The organism is Spirosoma foliorum, assembly GCF_014117325.1.
In the GTDB taxonomy this organism is placed as follows: Bacteria; Bacteroidota; Bacteroidia; order Cytophagales; family Spirosomataceae; genus Spirosoma; species Spirosoma foliorum.
Map to the genome: position 1 here is coordinate 4,590,485 of NZ_CP059732.1, position 22,401 is coordinate 4,612,885.

Below are 22,401 nucleotides of genomic sequence, written 5' to 3' on the forward strand. Positions count from 1 at the left end.
GGCATTTTGTTCACTTAATCCCGCCAGCCTTCGGGTCGGTTTGGCGTTCTACTGTCGCTCGGTACACATAAAGCGGTTGGGGGCCTTATCCCTCCACCTAAGATGGTGAAGTTCAAATAGGCTTCAACCGTAGGTAGTGCTCGGTGAAAAGCAAAAAATAATTGTTGCTCCCCCGGTACCGGAAACGTCACTTTGGGGCCTGGATCATAATATGTGCCACCATAAGCGATACCCGTAGCATCTTTTTTATCCAGCCAATAGCGAACCGACGAGATAGCCCCAACGGTAAAATAGCCGATGACCTTTTCCTGCGGATTGGCTGTGTTATGAACATTTCCAACTAAGGCTGCCGGCTGTCCATCGGCCAGCCCACCGGTATTCTGCGTCTGCTCTTGTACTGAACTAAAATAGCGGTATGCATCGGCTGTCAGGCTGCTTTGACGAATCTCTGCCAGAGCAGGGTTCTCTGTGTAGTACGGTATTTGCCCTACGTTACGACTCGCGATAAGTCCTCCGTTGCTATACGCATCAGAAAATAGATTAATTTTCGAATTTGGTATGATGTCCCAGCATTGGGTTCGACAAACATAGGAGTTGATAAAAAAAACAGGGAGCGATGTATAATTTCCACCAAAAAGAGATGGCGAGGGAGCCTCAAAGCAACTCTCGGAGGGTTCCGGCTGAGTTTGATAAATAAGGATATTGGGATAACTGCTAACCATCTTGAGCTGGTTGGTCATGTAATATCCCCGATTACAACTCTGGCACCAGTCTTGCTTTTCGTAGAGGCTCCAGTCCCAACGGTAATAATTACGCTGATTCGCGGGGTCCTGAACATCCACCACCACATCAAATCCAGATCGAAACTCTTCGAGCAAGCCTGTATTAGCTGGTAAACTGGTAAGGCTGAATCGAAGTGTAACTTTGTCAATCGGTGGCACGGGTTGCATAAGTTGCTTTGTAGACAAATATTGCTTTCCATCACTGAGTTTAAAGTGGAGTTGATATGTATGCCCCACTTTCCCCCGGAAATCAGAGGGGAGTTGATACCTGCCGTCTATTGTTTCATGACAGGTAATCACTTGTGTCGAGTCAACAATCACTTCCACAGTCGCTTTCGTAATCGCCTTGAATCCCGCACGACCCGTTACCGAATCGGTTTGGGCACGATTAAGCTGGATCAATTGGGGCTCGGGTAAATTATTGAGTATGCCATCCACAACAATGATGTTTGTGTGCTGAGGAAGATTTATGTCAAGGCGATCAACACAAGCAGTCAACAGTAGGCTATTCAGAAAAATGAAACCGGCAATGACAAGTACACGCATACTATTGAGCGATTACTTGAACTCGAAATTGTACGTCAAACTCGGGATTGGTGCCCCAAAAATGCTGAGTCGGTAGGGATTTGTGGCCTGGCCTTCAGTGCGATAAAAGATCGAATACACATTTTTACGACCGTAGATGTTGTATACCGTAAAGGTCCAGTGGCCCTGCCAGCGTCGGTTTTTCATACTCGGATTGTAGATATTCCAGGCGAAATCCAGCCGATGATAGTCGGGCAGGCGATACTGGTTACGTTCATCGTAGTACGGGTAAGTCCGACCCTGATAGCGAATGAACCCTTCCGGCGCCGTGTAAGGGCGACCTGTGCTGTAGGCAAAGTTGAACGAAAAACTATGGTGTTTCCCCTGATTGATGGTCAGACTCATATTCAAGCTATGAGGCCGATCGTAGTTGGCCCGGTACCAGTCGCCACCGTTAATCTGCTGCTGAAAATCAACGCCCTGATTCACCTGATTCAGTGTTCGGGCAAAGGTATAATTAACCCAACCCGTCAGTTCCCCTTTTTTCTTCGAAACCATCACTTCCAGACCATACGCCTTGCTTCGACCGGGCAACAATTGCGTTTCTGGATAAGGTTGCAATAGAAAATCGGCACCCGGCTTATAGTCCAGAATGTGCTGCGTACTTCGCCAGTAAGCCTCCGCCGACAGTTCAAAAATGTTATTCTTCGAATTCTTGAAATATCCTACCGAAAACAACTGACTCACCTGTGGCTGAATATGCGCATCGGATGTTTTCCAGCGCGAGGTAGGCAAAGGCGTGGTTGTGTTGGTGATCACTTGCAAATACTGCCGCATCAGGTTATACCCAATCTTAATGGAGGAATTGGGCGTCAGGGCGTAACGCAAACCCAGCCGAGGTTCAAAACCGCCATATTGCTTCGTCACCTGCCCGGCTCCGTAGACTGCCGAATCAACAACAGTTGTGGCATCGGGCACTTCGCCGTTTGAATAGCGACGAACTACAGATGGTCCCAGATTCAGGAAGTGGGAGTACCGCAAACCTGCCGATACAGCCAGGTTTTCCGACAAACTGATCTCATCTTCGGCATGAATCCCAAATTCCAGCGCATTCTCAATGGGGGTTTTCTGATAATTTACGGCCAGACTATTGCCCGGAATTAGCTCGCCCGGATTGAGTCGATAATGAGTGCCGCTGATACCAACTTCGATCTTCTGATTTTCTAACTGGTAGTTCAGGTTCGATTTGATCTGCCGTTGCAACAGTGACTGTTTCAGCACCACTTTATTATTGGTACTGTCTTCGGTCGATAGAATTCGGGGAATGTACTGCGCCACCAAGGCCGTTGTCTGTAGATTTGTTCGGTCATTGAACGCATGGAACCAACGAACCATGCCGTTGGCCGTTTGTTGGGCGTATTGGGTATTCACCGCATTAACATTGGCCAGACTCCCCAGTAGATTCGTTTGAAACAAATCCTGGCTCAAATACCCCATTGCCGTCACGGTATTCTTGTCGTTGACCCGCCAGAACATCTTAGCCGTTCCATCCCCGAATTTGGCGCGGATATTATCTAAGCGGGGGGAAACTGCTCGAAGTAAAAAGTCATTAAACGCACCCCGCCCCGATACCATCAAGGCCAATTTTCCTTTAACGATAGGCGTTTCAACCGTCAGTCGATTGGCTACGAAGCTCACCCCACCTGTCAGACGAAATTGATTCAGATCAGGGTTACGTAAGGCAATGTCCAGCACTGAAGCTGCTCGTCCGCCGTAACGAGCAGGCACATTCCCTTTGTACAAATCCAGACTCCCCACGGCATCGGGCGGGAAGACCGAGAAAAGGCCGAACATGTGGGTCGGGTTGAAGATCGGCGTATCGTCAAGCAGAATCAGGTTTTGATCAGTTGTACCACCCCGGATGTTGACGCCGTTGGCGGCTTCTCCAACACTCGTAACGCCCGGCAGCATTTGCAAGCTCCGCAGAATATCTACTTCACCCAAGGCAGCGGGCATCTTTTTGAGCGTAGCGATATTGATCTGACTAACTCCCAAGAGAGGTTGACGCACGTTTCGGTCATAGCCTTTACTGGTTACGACCACTTCTTCGAGTTGACTGGATACAGAAGGCAGGTTAACATTAAAAACGGTATTTTCCCGTAAACTAATAGTAGCTCTATAAGGCACAAAACCCAAGCTCCGTACCACCAGAACGTGCTGACCAATACGCGCTTTGATCGAGAAATTCCCCTGGGCATCGGTGTAGGTACCGGTAGCTTTTTTTTCATAATCGAGTACCACGGCAGCCCGCACAATCGGTTGCTGGCTGGCGGAGTCACGAACGGTACCGGAAAGCGTATAGAGTATCTGGCTATGAGCTACAAACCTTACCAAAACCAGCAAGCAAACTGTCAGTAGTAATCGATTCATGAAAAGAAAGGTTAATGCTTTGGTGTGTTTCTTTTAGCGTAGCATACCTATAAATCCGTTTTTTTCATAGACGTATTATAGAACGAAAACGCTGTCGACCTGTTTTGCTTTTCCAAAACGTTATGCTTTCGGTAAAAGCAAACCGGTTAACTAACAGGGATTAATGATAAAGGTTAAGGAAACTTTTATATACTTGCATTAGCCAATAACAGCCGGGCTATAGCCCAACTTTTTTAGTCATTTTCTCGACAATTCTAGGATAAACCCATCTCCGTGATTTTAGCAGCAGAATTCCAACTAATTAGCGATTTTTAGGGTCAGAAGAGAAAACCAGGTTTACACAATGAAAAAGGCATTTTTACTTCTTTTGACAGCCCTGACAACCAGCCTTTCTTTTGGTCAAAAAACAGAATCGATACTCGCTCTGAACGCCAATTTATTTTCCTTTCAGGGTTATTCTGCCGAGAAAAGTTCTCAAATAAACTTGTCAACCGATGGCTCTACCGGCTATACGAATAATCCATTTGGGGGGCAAAATGGAGTTTCTTATGGAGCTTCCTATCAGATTCAGCGCATTTCCCGGCGCAACTTCATTGCTGGTATCAGTGTAGGATACGAGAACCTACGCAGTAAGACAACCTTAAATGCGGTTAATGGCTATAATACCCAGACCGGCACCTATCAGGATGCAGCATCGGGCCAAACCTATCTATCCAGCAATCAACTCAATGCGTTCCCTTACGTGGGCTATCGAATTGGTCTTCAACAGGTTTCGGTCGATCTAACCGCGGGACTGGATGTTGGGTATCTGCTGAGTTCAAAGGAAATCGGGAAAGCAACAGGAGCTAACGGAAAAACCTATAGCACATCAATCGATAGAACGGGGCTGAAAACAGATGTCAGACCCAGGGGCCAAATCACGGTATTTTACAAACGAGTAGGCGCTTATACGTCCTATGCTTATGGGCTCAGCAACTACAAAAGTGGTTGGGTTGGCGGTCGGAATGAATGTAATTCGTCCGTAATCCGATTCGGAGTGTTGTACAAAATCAAAGGGAAGTAACCAGATTCACTATACACACTTATGCGTAGAAACCTTCATTTCCTTCTTCCGGTCAGTTTACTGGCGCTACTTGGTTGCAATTCTCAAACTACGGATCAGATCATTGTAACGCCCCTTAATCCATCAGCTATCGGAACGTCGAGTCGATCAATGCCCGATTCGATCGCGACCTACCAACCAGTTTTCGGCACCACAGGCACGCCCCGTCAGTTTCCATTTGGCCAATTGAATCCAGTGAACACAACGCTTAGCTTAAAGCAAGTGACGCTCAATGGAAAAACCTGGATTACGTACCAATATGATGCACAAAACCGCCTTATCGAACGCACCAATTACTATACAGATGGCGTGCATATTTATTTTCAGCTCACCTACACGTATGATAACAATGGGCTCGTGCAGGTTGCGTCTAAGTTGAACAAGGAGGCCCCATTTATAGAAGGTTCTCCTCAACATAACGATCTACTACCTAGTCGAACAATCGGCTACAGCCCCACTGACAAAGGAATAGCCGGGCTAACAAAAACAACAAATACGGTCTTTTCAGAGTGGTCCCAGCAAGCTGGAATTGCCCAATCTCAATTAGGGTTCAGCCCATCAGGAGCCTATATCTGGTCGGGTACGATTGATGACCAGGGTAAACGTATCGACGGCACCACCTACCGACGAAATGACGCAGGAAATATCCTCTGGGCCCGTTCGATAGCGCCACTCGATTATTGGGCAGTCGATTATTTTACGTACGACACCCATCCCAATCCCTTCCGAACAACAGGTGATTCTGAAATGGTCACGATGGGCGAGTTGTTATCCTTCAACACGACTAACGTGAACAATGTAGTCACGCGAAAAACGATCAACCAACCGGGAGCTGGCGATGCGTGGCGCTACGAATACACCTACCGGGCTGACGGCTATCCTGCTCAAATGAAGTCGTATCGGGGTACAGAGTTTATTAATACCATTGAGTATACCTATAATCAGTAAAGCTATCGACGTGGTGTCAGTTTTTAGAAACTGACACCACGTCGATGTACATCTGCGATTCCTGAACAAGAGCGCACCACCTTGCCATTAATCAAATTTTTCCAACTAAATTACCTTTTTTAGTTGGTATGCGCTTTCTCGCTTTTGCTCTAATTACCTTTCTTTTTGTCAATCTACTCACCAGTTGCGTAGACCCAATTGAGTTAACGCTTAACGGAACGGTTAATACGTTGGTGGTTGATGGAACCATCACAAACCGCGCGGAACCACAAATTATTCGCATTAATCGCTCGAAAGCCGACCCACTGACAGGCCGTTTTGGCAGTGTTCCCATCACAAAAGCAACTGTTGAAGTTCTTGTTGATTCAGTTAATGTTATTCCCTGCCACGAAACCGAAGCCGGGAGCTATCAGCTACCCAGCGATTTTAAAGGCCAGATCGGTCATAGTTATCAACTCCGCTTTACACTCAGCGACGGCACGCACTACCAATCGACGCCACAAATTATGCCCGCAGTTCCTGCTATTGATCGGGTATCGTCGCAGTACAATTCGGCAAGTTTGCCCGTCGAACTCGCCTTAACAGGTGGCTATCGAGGTGGTCATGATGTATATATCGACTGGAAAGACCCCGCCAATGAGCAGAACTATTACCGATGGGAGTGGAAATTGTGGGAAAAGCAGTCGTGGTGTCGGAGTTGCCAACAAGGGGTTTATGCGGTCAATGCCATTCTTGACCATGTGTATAAAGACAAAACGTTTTATGTATCGGGCGATGCACTCTACGAAAACTGTTTTGTACCGACCAATTATTTCGAAGCGGGCCAGCCCCCTTTCACAACCGGATTATACGTCTATGATTATCCGTGCCGCATGGAATGCTGGGAAATTCTGTACAGTTCGGCACTCAATGTTTTCGATGATCAGTTCAGTAATGGCGGCCTGATTACCAAACGAAAAATTGCCCAGATCCCCTACTACGACAGTACAGCCTGCCTGGTTGAAATCAGACAGTTGTCTCTGACGAAGCCAGCCTATTCGTACTTTAAGCGCTTTCAGGATCAAACTCAAACTACAAATGGCCTGACCGACCCCATACCTTCTGCCCCGGTAGGCAACATTCAGAATTTGGGTAACAGCCAGGAGCACGTTGTGGGCTATTTCACGGCCTCTGCGGTGTCGGCGGTTCGGCATTGGATTGACCGAAAAGATGTGATTGGCTTGCCATTCGGCCAAACCGACCCAACTGGTCCCTCTAAACTGCCGGGTTCTGAGCTGTTCTATTCGCTCAATTTGCGGCAACCTACTCCTGAACCCATTTACCCTTACCCCAACATCCGCATTCTTGGTGGTCCTCCCCGACCCGTAACCGCCATCTGCGTTCCCAGCGATAGCCGGACGCCCTTTAAACCCGATGGTTGGCAGGAGTAGTTCGAGGTTTGTAGGTGGCTACCGCAAAATATCAAACGAAGACTTCTTCCACTAGCCCCTGTTGTACCTCGTAACAAGCTACTAAAGCCTGACCTAGTAAGTGATGACCGGTGCTATTTAAATGGCTAGGGTCGTCTGTAAGATAAACCTTTTCGTCGGGGCGGATAATCAAGTGGGTATCCAGAACAGTCATTCCCCATCGATTACCTTCGTTCAACACTATAGTACGCCCCTGTTTCCGCAACCATTGACTAACCAGATCACGATGGGGCGTAGGTGTCAACAGAATAACGTTTTCCCGATGTGGATGCAATTGCTCCAGTAAGGCGGCTATCTCCTGTTCAACATAGAGCAGCTGTTTTACGAGACCAGCAGGCTTACTTACACACAACAAAAGGCGTTTAAGCCAATTCTTCATTTGTTTGATTCGACCGATGGGTGTCCTATCGAGCGGCAAGGGTGGCAGCGCCCTCATAGCACTCAATTCGTTCGTTGTCAATCCATAGCCTGCCTGTTTAGGCACTTTTTTAGTGGGTGTTTTAAACAGTTTCCAAAACGTAGATGGATGCTGAAGGTTGTAATGGGCCGGTTGGATAATCAATAAATCAACGTTCGAGAGGTCTAGGTGCGCTAGTGTTTCCCGAACAGTAGCCAGTGGCAGAAAAACATAGCTGGTAATTTGAGGAGAGTAACCCGTTTCTTTGAGTCGATCCGAAAATTGATCCACAAAGCTGCGTTCATTCGAAGTTAGTCCATAGCCATAGACCTGACACCCACCAATTACCAGAATATTCATGTTGAGTATACGTTTAATTCCAAAATATGACCTTATTAGCCATATTTGCATTAGACGTATACTTTATGAAATTGTTTCGCTTTAAGTGAATTAAAAATCAATAAAAAGATACAAAAAGGACTATTACCTTGTATTCTCCGTGTTTGAATCTATTATACGGATTTGGTTGACCCGAGGGGAATTGTAATTTTGGCCGCGTAATGATGTCTCAGCCAAAAAAAATTCATAAAGGATTAACTACTACAGGTTTTTTGACATATTCCCGAAAATAATGTTCTTTTTTGCATACAACGAAATATATTCACTCTATAATCAATAACAGTTTATACATAAGCATGGCAACAGCCCTTGACTCCCCTACCCAGCAACGTGTTGATAAATGGCTTACCGGTAATTACGATGCCGCAACTAAAGAATCGATCCAGCATCTGATTGATTCGGGTAACATTACCGAACTCACCGATTCTTTCTACCGCGATCTTGAATTTGGTACAGGCGGTTTGCGTGGCATTTTGGGTGTGGGCTCCAACCGAATGAATCGCTACACAGTTGGTGCCGCAACACAGGGTCTTTCCAATTACATCAATGCCGCTTTTCCGGGCGAAGACATCAGCGTGGCCATTGCCCACGACAGTCGCCGGATGAGCCCTGAATTTGCCCGGTTAGTAGCCGATATTTTTTCGGCAAACGGCATTAAAGTATATCTGTTTAGCGCTCTTCGTCCGACGCCAGAGTTATCGTTTGCGATTCGGCAGTTGGGTTGCCAGAGCGGTATTGTCGTTACGGCCTCGCATAACCCACCCGAATATAACGGCTACAAAGTGTACTGGAACGATGGCGGTCAGGTGGTGGCCCCGCACGATAAGGCCATTATTGCAGAGGTTAACAAGATCACGTCGGTTGATGATATTAAGTTTGAGGGTATTCCTGAGCGCATTCATCTGATCGATGAAGAAATTGACGCACCTTATGTAGAACGGGTTAAGTCGAATGCGGTGAATCCAGACGTTATTAAACGTCAGGCCAATCTGAACATCGTGTACACGCCCATTCACGGAACGGGCATTACGCTGGTACCGCGTGTGCTGGATGCATTAGGTTTCAACAACGTTCATATTGTTCAGGAACAGGCAACCCCAGACGGAAACTTCCCAACAGTAAAATCGCCCAACCCCGAAGAACGCGCAGCCATGCAACTGGCTTTAGATTTGGCTAATTCGCTGGACGCCGATCTTATCATGGCAACCGACCCCGACGCCGACCGCGTTGGCGCTGGAGCCCGCAATCATCATGGCGAATTTGAGTTGCTGAACGGCAACCAGATGGCCAGTCTGATCATTTATTACTTACTGAATGCCTGGAAAGATGCCGGTAAACTGACTGGTAAGGAGTTCGTGGCAAAGACCATCGTAACCACCGATCTCATCGATCAGATGTGCAAAAACTACGGTGTAACCTGCTATAACACACTAACGGGCTTCAAATACATTGCCGAAGTAATTCGTGAACTAGAGGGCAAAGAGAAGTTTATTGGTGGTGGTGAAGAAAGTTATGGCTACCTCATCGGCGATTTTGTACGTGACAAAGATGCTATTGCGTCCTGCGCTATCATTGCTGAATTGACTGCCTACGCCAAAGATCAGGGCAAGAGTCTGTTCGATATGCTGATGGCCATGTACCAGGACAATGGTTTCTATTATGAATCGCTGGTATCACTGACCAAGAAAGGTAAATCAGGTGCCGAAGAAATTCAGCAGATGATGGCTGACTTCCGCGCCAATCCGCCTAAATCGATTGCCGGTTCACCTGTGGTTCGGGTAGATGACTACAAGGCCCTGACTCGACTCGATGCAACAACTGGCACAACCTCAGCCATCGAAGCGGGTAAAATGGGTATCGAATCATCGAACGTGCTGCAATTCTTCACAGAAGATGGTACGAAAGTATCGGCTCGCCCATCCGGTACTGAACCAAAAATTAAATTCTACGTCAGCGTTCGTGAGCCACTCGAAAGTAAAGAAGCATTTGATGATACGTATGCTCAATTAAAAGCAAAAGTGCAACGAGTCATTGATGAGTTACAACTGACCTAGTCGCTCTTATAATGCTTATGATAGTATCTGGCCCGCCTGTGCAAACAGGTGGGCTTTTTTATGCTTGTGTTTACCTACGTATTCTTAGCCTGTAAATCAGACTAGCTCAAAACGTTCTGTGGGGACACCTAGAGTATACACACATTTGCCTCACAGGTTAATAAGCCCTGTAAGGGCGTCCTGTCAATAGTTATTGTTGCTTATTAAGAGCACTCAGCGTCGTAGGTGCGACCTAATTCCAGCTATATAGGTCGCACCTACGGCGCTGAGGTTATATCCAATCCACGGTTTCTATTAACAAGCCACTCCTATCGGAGTTTCGAATAGGCCAAAATCCAGTCAACACCCCTAATTATCCGTTCAACAAGAATTAAAGATATATTAAAGTTTATATCCTCTTTACTAGTATAATTGTAGATAGTCACACGAGTAATTCTACTCTGTTTCTTTTACTTAATCAGGTCAACCTGTAATAAAGCTTATTTTATGATCATTCCGTTACCAAACTCTACCCGAAATGGGTATCGACAATGGGTGTTGTTTAGTCTTCTGTTTCTATCGACTCAGTTGAGTTATGCCCAAACTACAATTACCGGTACCGTAACCGATGCCACGACCGGCGAAGTACTCGCTGGCACAACCATTCAGGCCAAGGGTACCAACGTTGGTGCAACCAGCAATGCCGCCGGGAAGTATCAGATTAACCTGCCTACAGGGGCTAAAACCCTCGTTTTTTCCTTCATTGGTTACCAGCCAACGGAAATTGCCGTAGGAAATCAGAGCGTGGTCGATGCCAAGCTGACCGCCACTGACAATGCCCTCAGTGAAGTAGTTGTGGTAGGGTATGGTGTCCAAAACAAGCGGGACATCACAACAGCCATTGGCTCCGTGAAGGCCAAAGACCTGGCAAACCAGCCCGTAGCTAGCTTCGATCAGGCACTGGCGTCTAAAATCGCCGGGGTTCAGGTGTCACAAACATCGGGGGCACCGGGTGCAGCCCTCTCCATTCGGGTACGCGGCACGGGCTCGATCAGTGCTGGTAACGATCCGCTCTACGTGATCGACGGTATTCCCCTTTCGCGTGATACTAAATATGCCACGGGGAGTACCAACTCGCAATTCCCAGACAATCCAATCAACGTGATGAGCACGATCAATACCGATGATATTGAAAGTATCGAAGTACTGAAAGATGCCTCTGCATCAGCCATTTATGGGTCTCGTGGTTCTAACGGGGTTGTATTATTAACCACTAAACGGGGTAAAGAGGGCAAAACAGTTATCAGTTACGACTCGTACATAGGGGTGCAAAACGTCTCGAAAAAGATTGATATGCTCAATGCCTACGAATACGCGCAACTGAGCTATGAAGCTAAAAACAACGCCTATCTCGACCGGAACCCAACCGGCAAACCTACCGATTCGAACGATATTCGGAATAAAGGCGTAGGGGCACCCAGCACGCTCATCCAGCCCGAAATCGTACCCTATCTGAGTGGCCAGGCCGGGCTGACCAATACTAACTGGCAGGATGCGATTTTCCGTTCTGCCCCAATTCAGAACCACACGCTTTCTATTTCGGGCGGCAAAGAAAATATTAAGTATTATTTATCAGCCAATTACCTAAATCAACGGGGCGTAGTTATTAACTCAGGCTTCAAAAGGTATGGCATGCGGGCCAATGTAGAGGTTAAGAATGGCCGCCTAACAACGGGGATTAACTTCAATCCCACCTACTCATACCACGATCTGATCAAGGCAGAAGGTCCTTATCTGGGCGAAGGGGTTGTAGGCTTGGCACTGCAAATGCCCCCACTTTTTCCGGTCTACAATGCAGATGGCTCCTACAATTTTGGCGGCAATGCCTGGGGATACGGGGCTACATCTATCCTAAATCCAGTTGCCATTGCCAATCAGGTTAGTGACAAACTGAGTCAGTTACGATTATTGGGTAATGCCTATGCTCAATATGAAATCATTGATGGCCTATCGTATCGGCTTAGTGTCGGGGCCGATGTTAACAGTTTCCAACGGGATTACTATCGGCCATCAACGCTCGAAATACGTGACCGGAAAGGACCTTCAACCCCAACAGGCTTCTCACGCGCCCAGAATTTCGTAGACTGGCTGGTCGAGAATACGCTGAACTACAATCGTTCTTTTGGGCAACACACGCTTTCGGCACTGGCGGGTTTCTCTTCCCAGAAAGATCGTCGGGTAGCCAACGAACTTACCGCGACTAATTTCCCGAACGACTTAGTTTACACACTCAATGCGGGGCAAGTTACGTCGGGCAGTTCCGATGTTCAGGAATGGTCGCTGCTATCGTATCTGGGTCGGGTTCAGTATGATTACGGCGGAAAATATCTGGTATCGGCAGCAATCCGGGCGGATGGTTCCTCGCGCTTCGGGAAAGATAATCGATGGGGCTATTTCCCCTCTGTATCGGCGGGCTGGAATATATCGCAGGAAACGTTTCTAAAATCCGTCAACTGGCTGAGTGACGTTAAACTACGGGCTAGCTACGGTTTAACGGGTAACTTCCAGATTCCGAACTATGGCTCAGTCAGTTTGCTCAACTACTCGAACTACATTCTAGGTAACGAAACCGTCGTAAGTGGCCTAGCTCCCGGCAACTCGGCCAATAACAAGCTGAAATGGGAAAAAACGGCGATGCTCGATGTCGGTTTCGACGTGAGTTTCCTTCGGAACAAACTGAATTTCACGTTCGATTATTACAATGCCAACACATCTGACCTGCTTCTGAACGTACCCGTTCCCCGTGCCTCTGGTTTCAGTACTGAACTACAGAATATTGGGAAAGTGAACAACCAGGGCTTTGAATTTACGCTCGGCACTCGCCAGACTTTTGGTCGGTTACGTTGGGATGCCAGCGCCAACATTGCTACGAACCGCAATGAAGTTAAAGCCCTCGGACCTTCGGGCGATCCGATTATTGTAGCGGGTGGTGTTGCCGGAGCGCAGTTTATCACTCAGATTGGCCACCCGATTGGCGAATATTACACCTACGTTTATGAAGGTGTCTATAAAAATCAGGCCGAATTGGACGCTAATCCAGCCCTTCACGTTTCGACATCGCGGCCCGGCGATTTCAAGTTTAAGGACGCTAATGGCGATGGCAAGTTTGACCTTAGCAGTGACCGCACCGTTACGGGCAGCTATTTCCCGAAATACACCTTTGGCTTCAACACAAGTCTTAACTACCGAGGTTTCGATCTGGGCGTAACCGTACAGGGCGTGCAGGGGCATAAAATTCTGAACCTGATCCGGCGATACATCTACAACATGGAAGGTAACGGCAACCTGTTCAGAGGGGCTTTGGATCGCTGGCAATCAGCAGACAATCCGGGCAATGGCTTAGTAAACCGCGCCAATCGTCTGGCTTCTGGCTCCAACGGCGAAATTTCAACCTGGCATATCGAAGATGGCTCATACGTACGGATTCGTACAATTACGCTGGGCTACTCGCTGCCAACTGCCTTACTTACCCGGCTGCGCCTGACCCGTGCCCGTTTATACGTGACGACCCAAAACCCGTTTACCTTCACGAAGTATTTGGGCTACAACCCAGAGGTTAACAGCCGCCCCGACAGTGCGTTATCATCCGGCGAAGATTATGGCACGTATCCCCTCCCCCGCACTACTTCAGTTGGACTCAACCTGTCATTCTAATTACAACCATGAAAAAGATAGCCTTATTTCTTACTGCCTTTGTAGGTCTGACAGCCTGCCAGAAAGACTTTCTGGATCTTAAGCCTCAGTCGCAGCCCAACGTAGATAATTTCTACAAGACGTCAACCGATTTCAATAACGCAGTCAATGGTGCCTACGATGCCCTACAAAGCTCAAACCAGTATGGCAATGATTATAACACCGTCATTGAAGCCCGTGGCGACAACGTACTCGATAACGACCCTTCGTCCAGTTCTGGGCTGCGGTACAACATCGATCGATTCATCGAGCCGACTACAAACACCGTTCTGCGTGACACCTGGGGTAGCCTGTATACAGGCATCAACCGGTGTAATCTGATTCTGGATAAGATCGACGCCATACCAATGGATGCTGCATTAAAATCGCGCTACAAAGGTGAAGCTCAGTTTATTCGCGCTTTGTCGTATTTCAATCTAGTCCGTTTGTGGGGCAAAGTGCCTCTGGTTCTGACAGCGGGCACCACGACCGAGGCTCGTTCGTATATTCGCAATGAGGTGGCGGATATTTATACAGCCATTGAAAAAGACCTGACAGCAGCCGTAGCAGGTTTACCAGCATCTTATACTGGAAACGATATTGGCAGGGCTACGTCTGGTGCGGCAGCAGGTTTGCTAGGCAAAGTATATGTAACCGAAAAGAAATATGATCTGGCCGTTTCGGCGCTGAAAGATCTGGCCAACGGCACTACCTATCAGTTGCTTCCCAACGTTGCCGATGTGTTTTCGGTAACCAACAAAAACAATGCGGAACTGCTGTTTTCGGTCAAATTCAAAAAAGGCGGCACTATTGGTGAGGGTCACGGATCCTGGTTCGGCACCAGCATTGGCGACCCTGTTGAGCCATCGTTGCGAGCGGCTTACTCGGCTGGAGATAAGCGGCTTCCGTTAACGGTTATGGTACCGGTTCCTACCAGCATCAATGCTGTACCGAGGAAGTTTTATGATGAGCTATCCTCTACGAGCGATGTTGGCAATGACTTCCCGGTGTTACGTTATGCCGATGTGTTGCTACTCTATGCGGAAGCACTCAATCAGGTTGGATATCAAGCCGATGGCGACGCATTTAAAGCGTTGAATCGGGTGCGGACTCGGGCGGGTGTTGCGACTTACACCAGCGCTCAGCTTGCTACAAAAGATGCCTTCCAGACCGCTATCATTAATGAACGTCGCCTGGAACTTGCTCTGGAAAGCGACCGATGGTTCGACCTGCTTCGTACAGGAACAGCTGTAGCGGCCATTAAGGTAACGGGTATTACTATGCCTGATTATCGGGTGGTCTATCCAATTCCGCAGTCGGAAATTGATGTCTATAACAACAAGACTACTTTCCCACAGAATCAGGGGTATTAGGGCTTTACTAAAGTAGCATCTACAGAATCCAAAGAATCAATAAGTATCAAAAGACGGAGGGGAATGGGCAGGTATAGTTTGCCCATTCCTTTTTTTTGTTTCTCCAATAAGTATAATCACGCATTAAGTCAACCTATGAGAACGAAGTAGACGACCTAAAATCTGTATCTTTGCAGGCTAGTACTAACACAAGCCTATGATACTGAATGTTGACCACCTCGACGAACTCGATACTGTAGCCCACCAGCTACTCGCTGAAGGGCGGCAACGGCCGGTATGGTTACTAGACGGAGAGATGGGAGCTGGTAAAACCACGCTTATTAAAGCTCTTTGTCGTGCGTTAGGGGTTGTTAGTACGGTACACAGCCCAACGTTCTCAATTGTTAATGAATATACTACCCACGAAGGGCACTCGGTGTATCATTTCGATTGTTACCGACTCAAAAACGAAGCTGAAGCGCTGGATATAGGTATTGAGGAATATTTTGCTTCGGGCGATTATTGTTTTATCGAATGGCCTGAGCGCATTATGTCTCTTTGGCCTGCCATGTATTATCAGATTCAACTATCGGTGGACACAGATGGGCACCGAATAATTGAAGCAGAAATAGTTTAACAGTTTACGGTTTTTGGTTTACGGTCGGCAGATGCATTGGTTAATTCTTGCGTCAGCCAACTGTAAACCCAAAACCGTAAACCACAAACATCAAAGCATTGACTGGATTTGAGGAATTGGCCAAGCAAACGGCCCTGTATCCGAAAGAAGCTCCACTGGCGGTAAAAACTAGCCGGAATGGCCTGCTTATTGGGTTACCCAAAGAAGTATCGCTTCAGGAAAACCGCATCGCACTCACTCCGGAAGCCGTGGCTATTCTGGTTCGAAATGGCCACAATGTGATTGTGGAGACTAACGCAGGCGAGAAAGCCAAGTTTCCCGATCACGAATATAGCGAGGCTGGTGCGCAGATTGCTCAGTCGCCCAAAGAAGTCTACGAAGCCAATCTCATTCTGAAAATTGAGCCACTTGTCGAAGAAGAGTTCGATCATATTCAATCGGGCAGCACGGTCATTTCGGCCCTAAACCTACCATCGCACGATAAGGCTTACTTCGAGAAGATGCTGAGTAAGAATCTGACTGCGTTTGGCTACGAATACATTGAGGATCAGAGCGGTGGCTTACCCGTTATTCGATCGATGAGTGAGATTGCAGGTAGCACTGTTATGCTTATTGCGGGTGAATACCTTAGCAATGCCGATAATGGTCGGGGCATTATTCTGGGTGGTATCACGGGCGTTCCACCAACGAAAGTCGTGATGCTTGGCGCTGGAACCGTAACCGAATATGCGATTCGTATGGCACTTGGCATGGGTGCCGACGTAAAAGTATTCGACAAGCACCTGTACAAATTACAGCGACTTAAATATGCCGTTGGTCAGCACGTGTACACGTCCATTATCGACACCGATACGATGGCGGAAGCCATTCAGCGGGCCGATGTTGTGATTGGTGCCATGCGGGCCGAAGATGGCCTCAGCCCAGTGGTGGTCACAGAAGAAATGATCAGTCGGATGAAACCAGAATCGGTCATTATCGACGTGTCAATCGATCAAGGGGGTAATTTTGAGACATCGCGCATGACGACTCACAAACAGCCTACCTATAAGCATATGGGGGTGATACATTACTGCGTTCCAAATATTGCCGCACGCGTTGCTTACACGGCCAGTATGGCTCTGAGTAACATCTTCTTACCATTCCTGCTCGAAACCGGAACAACAGGCGGCATTGAGCAGATGATGTACGCGAACCGTTGGTTTATGAAAGGTGTTTATACGCATAAGGGAACGCTTACGAATGCCTATATCGCCCGCAAATTCAACCTGCGGTTCAAAGATTTAGACCTCTTATTGGCCGCCCGATTTTAAGAAGTTTGAAGTTTGTGGTTTGAGGTTCGCAGTTGACGGTTGCTAACTACGAACCTCAAACCACAAACTTCAAACTACAAACTTTTTCCCAATGATTAACCATAGCAACGAAAATACTCTACTCGACGACGCAAACTCCTACGATGTCAATAAACAGTTGATGGGAACCATTTCGTCGGATTTTGTGAAAGTCTCCGATCAACTTAAAGAAGCTTCGTATCAGATCCGCAAGCGTGGCTTTTCAGACTATCCAATTTTTGTCGCTTCCCGCCGGGATGTACCTGTAGGGCAGTTGCTTATTGGAGCTACAGAATTAGAGAATCAGTGGAATTACAAAGCCTCTTTTCTGGATGAATTTATCCAGCGTGAACTCATTGGCGAGGACTCAATTGAGCTATGGAAAGAGAACTACAAAAAGCCAGATGAATATTGCTGTTTATTCGTCGTACACGGCGATTTTGCGGGCTTTGTGTATATTCCATACCCCGAAGATTAAACAAACTTTCTTCGAGCGTTTTCCTAAGCCGAATCTACCCGATTCGGCTTGTCTTTTTTTAAGACATGAATAATACTTTTTGGGGAAATAGCCCCTTCAAAAAGGGCTACTCAAACGCATCTTTTACAGGTCACTTAAACACGGGTAATACGTCTGATAATCTGATCAAAAAGGGCATCAAAGTTGATAGAAAGCCACTGACTACCCTGCCATTTGCCGATTATACTTTTTTTTTGACACATCAGGCAAATCCGCTCAAAAACCGATTGGAAAAGATGAAAAATTTTTGTATTTTTACAATCTATATAGACACATAAAATTGGGCTATTTTTCAAGCCTGAAACAATAAATTTCAGACTCGCTCCTATTCTGATATGACCAACGAAATAATTGAAGCAGACGCTCCCGTTGACACTCCGCTAGGCAACTATGGTGCCGATAATATTCAGGTGCTAGAAGGTCTGGAGGCCGTTCGTAAACGTCCATCCATGTACATTGGTGACGTGGGTACTCGTGGTCTGCACCATTTGATTTGGGAAGTCGTTGATAACTCTATTGACGAAGCTCTGGCAGGTTATTGCGACAAAATTACGGTAACAATCAATCCAGATAATTCCATTACGGTACAGGATAACGGTCGGGGTATTCCAACTGGTATCAATACCAAAATGGGCGTTTCGGCTCTGCAAATGGCGATGACCATGTTGCATGCCGGTGGTAAATTTGACAAAGACACCTATAAAGTATCGGGCGGTCTTCACGGGGTTGGCGTGTCCTGCGTAAATGCCCTTTCGACCGACCTACGTGTAGAAGTTCATCGGGAAGGTAAAATCTTTGAACAGGAATACAAAATAGGTATTCCGCTGTATGACGTACGTGTTATTGGTGATGCTGACGACACGGGCACTCGAACCCATTTCAAACCCGATGGCAGTATCTTCACCGATACCATTTACAAGTATGATACCATAGCAGGCCGTCTGCGTGAGTTAGCGTATTTGAACAAGGGCATCCATATTTTCCTGAACGACATACGTGAGCTGGATGAAGCGGGCGAACCCATACGTCACGATGATTTCTTTTCGCAGGGAGGTCTGGTTGAGTTTGTCGAGTATCTCGATCAAACACGTCCAGCTCTTGATGGAATGAAGCCGATTTACATGGAGAACACCAAAGGATCGACGCCTGTACAGGTCGCTCTGGTGTACAACTATGAAGCGGGCGAAAACGTACTATCGTATGTAAACAACATCAACACCCACGAAGGCGGTACGCACGTACAGGGGTTCCGCTCAGCGCTAACGCGGGTATTGAAAAATTACGCCGATAAAAACCCCGGTGTATTGCCAAAGAATTCGGGTAAGGTTACCTTCAGCGGTGAAGATTTCCGGAAAGGCCTAACGGCTGTTATTTCGGTAAAAGTAGCTGAACCCCAGTTTGAAGGACAAACGAAAACCAAATTAGGGAATCAGGAAGTTGTCAGTGCAGTAAGTCAGGCAATGGCCGATCTGCTCGAAACCTGGCTGGAAGAAAATCCGAAAACAGCACAAGGCATCGTAAAGAAAGTACTTGTGTCTGCTCAGGCGCGGATTGCGGCCGATCTGGCTTACAAGCGTATCATGACCGAGCGTAAGGACTTCATGGGCGGTATGGGACTCCCCGGCAAACTGGCCGACTGCTCTGATACCGACCCAGAACGTTGTGAGCTTTATCTGGTTGAGGGTGACTCTGCTGGCGGAACGGCCAAACAAGGTCGTAACCGGGCGTTTCAGGCTATTTTACCCTTGCGTGGTAAAATTCTGAACGTAGAGAAGGCGATGGAGCACAAAATCTACGAGAACGAGGAAATCAAAAATATCTGGACTGCTCTCGGCGTTCGTTTAGAAAAGAAAGATGATGAGACAGTGATGAATCTGGAAAAACTCCGTTATCACAAAATCATCATCATGACCGATGCCGACGTTGATGGTAGCCACATCCGGACACTGATTCTGACATTGTTCTACCGCAACATGAAGGCCCTGATCGACAATGGATACATTTACATTGCTCAGCCTCCTCTTTACCTTGTCAAAAAAGGAAAAGAAGAGCGCTATTGCTGGACGGAAGCCCAGCGAGAAGCAGCCGTAAAAGAATTAGCAGGTAGCGGTAAAGAAGAAAATGTGGGGGTACAACGTTATAAAGGACTTGGCGAGATGAATGCCGAACAGCTCTGGAGCACAACGATGAACCCCGATACACGAACGCTAAAAGTTGTAACGGTGGAGTCGGCCGCCGATGCTGACCACGTTTTCTCGACGCTTATGGGTGATGAAGTAGCCCCCCGACGCGACTTCATCGAACGAAATGCGAAATACGCCCGAGTGGATGTTTAACCGAATGATAACATAAAGCGGGCTTTTTAGTCCGCTTTTTTGTTGTAATTCAAAGTTTGAAATGAGTATGCGTTATTCCCTGAATCCAAACCGAACGATATTGGGCAATTTAGTTTCCCGGTTTACCCACCGTCAGGCAACTACTACTGCCCAGGTGACTGATAAAATGGCAAAAGTTAGTGAGAAAGTAAGCAGTGTAATTGATCAAAGCGATTACCTCAGCCGTGATTTAAGCTGGCTTAAATTTAATGAGCGCGTTCTGGATCAGGCTCGTAGCCCACATCGGACGCTCATGGAGCGTCTGAAGTTTCTGGCAATTTCAGCCTCTAACCTCGACGAGTTTTTTATGATTCGCGTTGGTAGTCTGTACAACTATCTGGACTACCATAAGCAACGAGTCGATTATTCAGGGCTTCGCGAGGTTCCTTTCCGTAAAGCTCTGTTTACGGCTGCTCATCAATTTTGCCAGGATCAGCAAACTGTTTTTACAGAACAGTTACTCCCACTTTTTGCCGAAAATGGGCTTCAGTTAGTTACCTACGATGATCTAAGTGCTGAAGAAAGAGCGGAAGCAACGGACTATTTCGACAAAGCGATTTATCCGACCCTAACACCTATGCTGTATGATTATACACATACGTTTCCGGTGCTACTGGCAAAGGTGTTGATTTTCGGTGTGGTTACACAAAGTCCTGATGGAATCGATTTACACAATCAGCGTTCTGACGATGATGATGACCGTCAACGCTTATCGTTTGTCCAAATTCCGGCCAACCTGCCACGCTTTCTATCATTTGAACGTGAGGATACCATTTTGTTCCTGCCGATTGAAGAAATCGTTCGACATAACATTAAAAAACTATACCGAAACGTAGAAATTACCTCAGTAAACTTATTTCGGATAACGCGTAATGGCGATTTTACGCTTGATGAAAACGATGACGATGAAGTCGATTTTATTGATGAGGTCCGGCAGAAAATCAAAAATCGGCGCTTAGGTCGTGTTACCCGTGTTGAGGTAGAAACGTATGTAAACAGTGCCTCCAGAACGAATTCGCCCTGGATGATCAACCTGCTGAAAAAACGCTGGGAAATTGATGATCTGAACATTTTCGAATCAACTGGCTTACTTGACTTTTCAGCCTGCTGGCAAATTATTGGTCATCCTGAGTTTAAAGACGACATGCCTCGCCCGCACGTACCGGTGCCTCCGCTGGGCCTAGTTCGCGAAAAAACGGATGATATCTTCGAGATAATAAAGCAGCGCGACCTGCTTTTACACCACCCCTACAACAACTTTGAACCTGTACTCCAACTGCTCGAACAATCGGCAGAAGACCCAAATGTACTGGCTATTAAGATCACGGTTTACAGGCTGGCAAAACGCTCACGCATTACCGAAGCCCTTTTAAAAGCGGCTGAAAATGGTAAACACGTATCCGTCTTGTTTGAAGTAAAAGCGCGTTTCGACGAAGAGAACAACATCCGGGAAGCCCAGCGATTGCAGAAGGCTGGGTGTTTTGTCATCTACGGCATTAGCCGTTTCAAAACACACACCAAGCTGTTGCTGGTCGTTCGTAATGAGGGAAGCCGGGTTGGTCGCTATGCACATATGGCTACGGGTAATTACAACGAAGACACCTCCAAGCTCTATACCGATATTGGTTTGCTAACTACAAACGAAACGTATACACACGATATTTCGGAGTTTTTTAATGTTATTACGGGCCACTCGTTACCTAACGAATACCAATACCTGATTACAGCTCCGCGCGACATGCGCGATCAGTTAGTTCGGTTAATTCGATTAGAAGCAGAAAATGCTAAACGCGGCTTACCAAGTGGCATTTGTATAAAGGTTAATTCGCTGGAAGATAAGCTGGTCATTGACGAACTATACAAAGCCTCACAGGCTGGCGTACCCATTCGTCTAATTGTGCGCAGTATTTGCTGCCTGCGTCCGCACCGGGAAGGTTTGAGTGAACACATTACTGTTCGGTCAATTGTCGGCGACTTTCTAGAACATACACGTATTTATTATTTCCATAACAACGGCGATCCTAAAGTATATAGTGGCAGTGCCGATGTAATGGTCCGTAGTTTTGACCGACGAATTGAGTCGTTGTTTTACTTAGCAGATACCCGCGTTAAGCAACAGGCTATTCTGATCCTGAAATACAACCTGCTCGACAATGTAAATGCCTACGAGCTAAAAGAAGACGGCGATTTTCAGAAATGCGAGGTACCTGAAGGTGGTGAGTCATTCAACATCCATCAGCGATTCTTCGATGTTACGGAAAAAGAAGCCCTGGAAGCGCGGTTGTTCGACCCAGAAGTTAAGTCAACTGAAGTAGCCAAAATCGAGGAAGAATATCAGGAAGGTGCTGAACGCGCCATTGCGGATATTTAGGTCT

At 47.0% G+C, this 22,401-nt stretch carries 14 protein-coding genes; 11 read left to right on the forward strand and 3 right to left on the reverse strand.

Going from position 1 to position 22,401, the window contains the following annotated elements; translation table 11 throughout:
* Nucleotides 1-14: 14 nt before the first annotated feature.
* Complete coding sequence (locus H3H32_RS19535) at nt 15-1,328, reverse strand: DUF4249 domain-containing protein (RefSeq protein ID WP_182457316.1); 1,314 nt, start codon at nt 1,326-1,328, stop codon at nt 15-17.
* Between the two features lie 12 nt (nt 1,329-1,340).
* The gene (locus tag H3H32_RS19540) at nt 1,341-3,737 is read right to left on the reverse strand and encodes a TonB-dependent receptor (protein ID WP_182457318.1); all 2,397 of its coding nucleotides are present in this window, start codon (nt 3,735-3,737) and stop codon (nt 1,341-1,343) included.
* Nucleotides 3,738-4,080: 343 nt separating this feature from the next.
* Between H3H32_RS19540 and H3H32_RS19545 the strand changes: the two genes are divergently transcribed.
* The 3 genes from H3H32_RS19545 to H3H32_RS19555 all read left to right on the forward strand — a co-directional run bounded on the left by H3H32_RS19545 (nt 4,081) and on the right by H3H32_RS19555 (nt 7,217).
* Nucleotides 4,081-4,800 (forward strand): hypothetical protein, encoded by a 720-nt coding sequence (locus H3H32_RS19545; protein WP_182457320.1) that lies wholly within the window; start codon nt 4,081-4,083, stop codon nt 4,798-4,800.
* 21 nt (nt 4,801-4,821) lie between these two features.
* Nucleotides 4,822-5,787: a hypothetical protein gene (locus H3H32_RS19550; RefSeq protein WP_182457321.1), complete on the forward strand. Its 966-nt coding sequence runs from the start codon at nt 4,822-4,824 to the stop codon at nt 5,785-5,787.
* 128 nt (nt 5,788-5,915) lie between these two features.
* A complete protein-coding gene (locus H3H32_RS19555) occupies nt 5,916-7,217 on the forward strand; it encodes a DUF4249 domain-containing protein (protein ID WP_182457323.1) in 1,302 nt (433 codons plus the stop codon).
* 31 nt (nt 7,218-7,248) lie between these two features.
* Here H3H32_RS19555 and H3H32_RS19560 read toward each other — a convergent pair whose 3' ends face one another.
* On the reverse strand, nt 7,249-8,013 hold the full coding sequence (locus tag H3H32_RS19560; protein ID WP_182457325.1) for an SGNH/GDSL hydrolase family protein: 765 nt from the start codon (nt 8,011-8,013) through the stop codon (nt 7,249-7,251).
* Between the two features lie 335 nt (nt 8,014-8,348).
* Here H3H32_RS19560 and H3H32_RS19565 point away from each other — a divergent pair, with 335 nt between their 5' ends.
* The 8 genes from H3H32_RS19565 (at nt 8,349) to ppk1 (ending at nt 22,397) form a co-directional block, all read left to right on the forward strand.
* On the forward strand, nt 8,349-10,106 hold the full coding sequence (locus H3H32_RS19565) for a phospho-sugar mutase (RefSeq protein WP_182457327.1): 1,758 nt from the start codon (nt 8,349-8,351) through the stop codon (nt 10,104-10,106).
* 486 nt (nt 10,107-10,592) lie between these two features.
* Entirely contained in the window at nt 10,593-13,799 is a 3,207-nt protein-coding gene (locus H3H32_RS19570) for a SusC/RagA family TonB-linked outer membrane protein (protein ID WP_182457330.1), read from the forward strand.
* An 8-nt stretch (nt 13,800-13,807) separates the two neighbouring features.
* Complete coding sequence (locus H3H32_RS19575) at nt 13,808-15,190, forward strand: RagB/SusD family nutrient uptake outer membrane protein (protein WP_182457331.1); 1,383 nt, start codon at nt 13,808-13,810, stop codon at nt 15,188-15,190.
* Between the two features lie 196 nt (nt 15,191-15,386).
* Entirely contained in the window at nt 15,387-15,806 is a 420-nt protein-coding gene (tsaE, locus tag H3H32_RS19580) for a tRNA (adenosine(37)-N6)-threonylcarbamoyltransferase complex ATPase subunit type 1 TsaE (protein WP_182457333.1), read from the forward strand.
* Nucleotides 15,807-15,904: 98 nt separating this feature from the next.
* The gene (locus H3H32_RS19585; RefSeq protein WP_182457335.1) at nt 15,905-17,116 is read left to right on the forward strand and encodes an alanine dehydrogenase; all 1,212 of its coding nucleotides are present in this window, start codon (nt 15,905-15,907) and stop codon (nt 17,114-17,116) included.
* A 91-nt stretch (nt 17,117-17,207) separates the two neighbouring features.
* Nucleotides 17,208-17,612 (forward strand): hypothetical protein, encoded by a 405-nt coding sequence (locus tag H3H32_RS19590; protein ID WP_182457337.1) that lies wholly within the window; start codon nt 17,208-17,210, stop codon nt 17,610-17,612.
* A gap of 374 nt (nt 17,613-17,986) precedes the next feature.
* The gene (gene gyrB, locus H3H32_RS19595; RefSeq protein WP_182457339.1) at nt 17,987-19,987 is read left to right on the forward strand and encodes a DNA topoisomerase (ATP-hydrolyzing) subunit B; all 2,001 of its coding nucleotides are present in this window, start codon (nt 17,987-17,989) and stop codon (nt 19,985-19,987) included.
* A 67-nt stretch (nt 19,988-20,054) separates the two neighbouring features.
* On the forward strand, nt 20,055-22,397 hold the full coding sequence (ppk1, locus tag H3H32_RS19600) for a polyphosphate kinase 1 (protein WP_182457341.1): 2,343 nt from the start codon (nt 20,055-20,057) through the stop codon (nt 22,395-22,397).
* Nucleotides 22,398-22,401: the final 4 nt, after the last annotated feature.

Coding starts and splice junctions, on each gene's coding strand:
- H3H32_RS19535 (WP_182457316.1), bottom strand. CDS start 1,328: ATGCGTGTACTTGTCATTGCCGGTTTCATTTTTCTGAATAGCCTACTG.
- H3H32_RS19540 (WP_182457318.1), bottom strand. CDS start 3,737: ATGAATCGATTACTACTGACAGTTTGCTTGCTGGTTTTGGTAAGGTTT.
- H3H32_RS19545 (WP_182457320.1), top strand. CDS start 4,081: ATGAAAAAGGCATTTTTACTTCTTTTGACAGCCCTGACAACCAGCCTT.
- H3H32_RS19550 (WP_182457321.1), top strand. CDS start 4,822: ATGCGTAGAAACCTTCATTTCCTTCTTCCGGTCAGTTTACTGGCGCTA.
- H3H32_RS19555 (WP_182457323.1), top strand. CDS start 5,916: ATGCGCTTTCTCGCTTTTGCTCTAATTACCTTTCTTTTTGTCAATCTA.
- H3H32_RS19560 (WP_182457325.1), bottom strand. CDS start 8,013: ATGAATATTCTGGTAATTGGTGGGTGTCAGGTCTATGGCTATGGACTA.
- H3H32_RS19565 (WP_182457327.1), top strand. CDS start 8,349: ATGGCAACAGCCCTTGACTCCCCTACCCAGCAACGTGTTGATAAATGG.
- H3H32_RS19570 (WP_182457330.1), top strand. CDS start 10,593: ATGATCATTCCGTTACCAAACTCTACCCGAAATGGGTATCGACAATGG.
- H3H32_RS19575 (WP_182457331.1), top strand. CDS start 13,808: ATGAAAAAGATAGCCTTATTTCTTACTGCCTTTGTAGGTCTGACAGCC.
- tsaE (WP_182457333.1), top strand. CDS start 15,387: ATGATACTGAATGTTGACCACCTCGACGAACTCGATACTGTAGCCCAC.
- H3H32_RS19590 (WP_182457337.1), top strand. CDS start 17,208: ATGATTAACCATAGCAACGAAAATACTCTACTCGACGACGCAAACTCC.
- gyrB (WP_182457339.1), top strand. CDS start 17,987: ATGACCAACGAAATAATTGAAGCAGACGCTCCCGTTGACACTCCGCTA.
- ppk1 (WP_182457341.1), top strand. CDS start 20,055: ATGCGTTATTCCCTGAATCCAAACCGAACGATATTGGGCAATTTAGTT.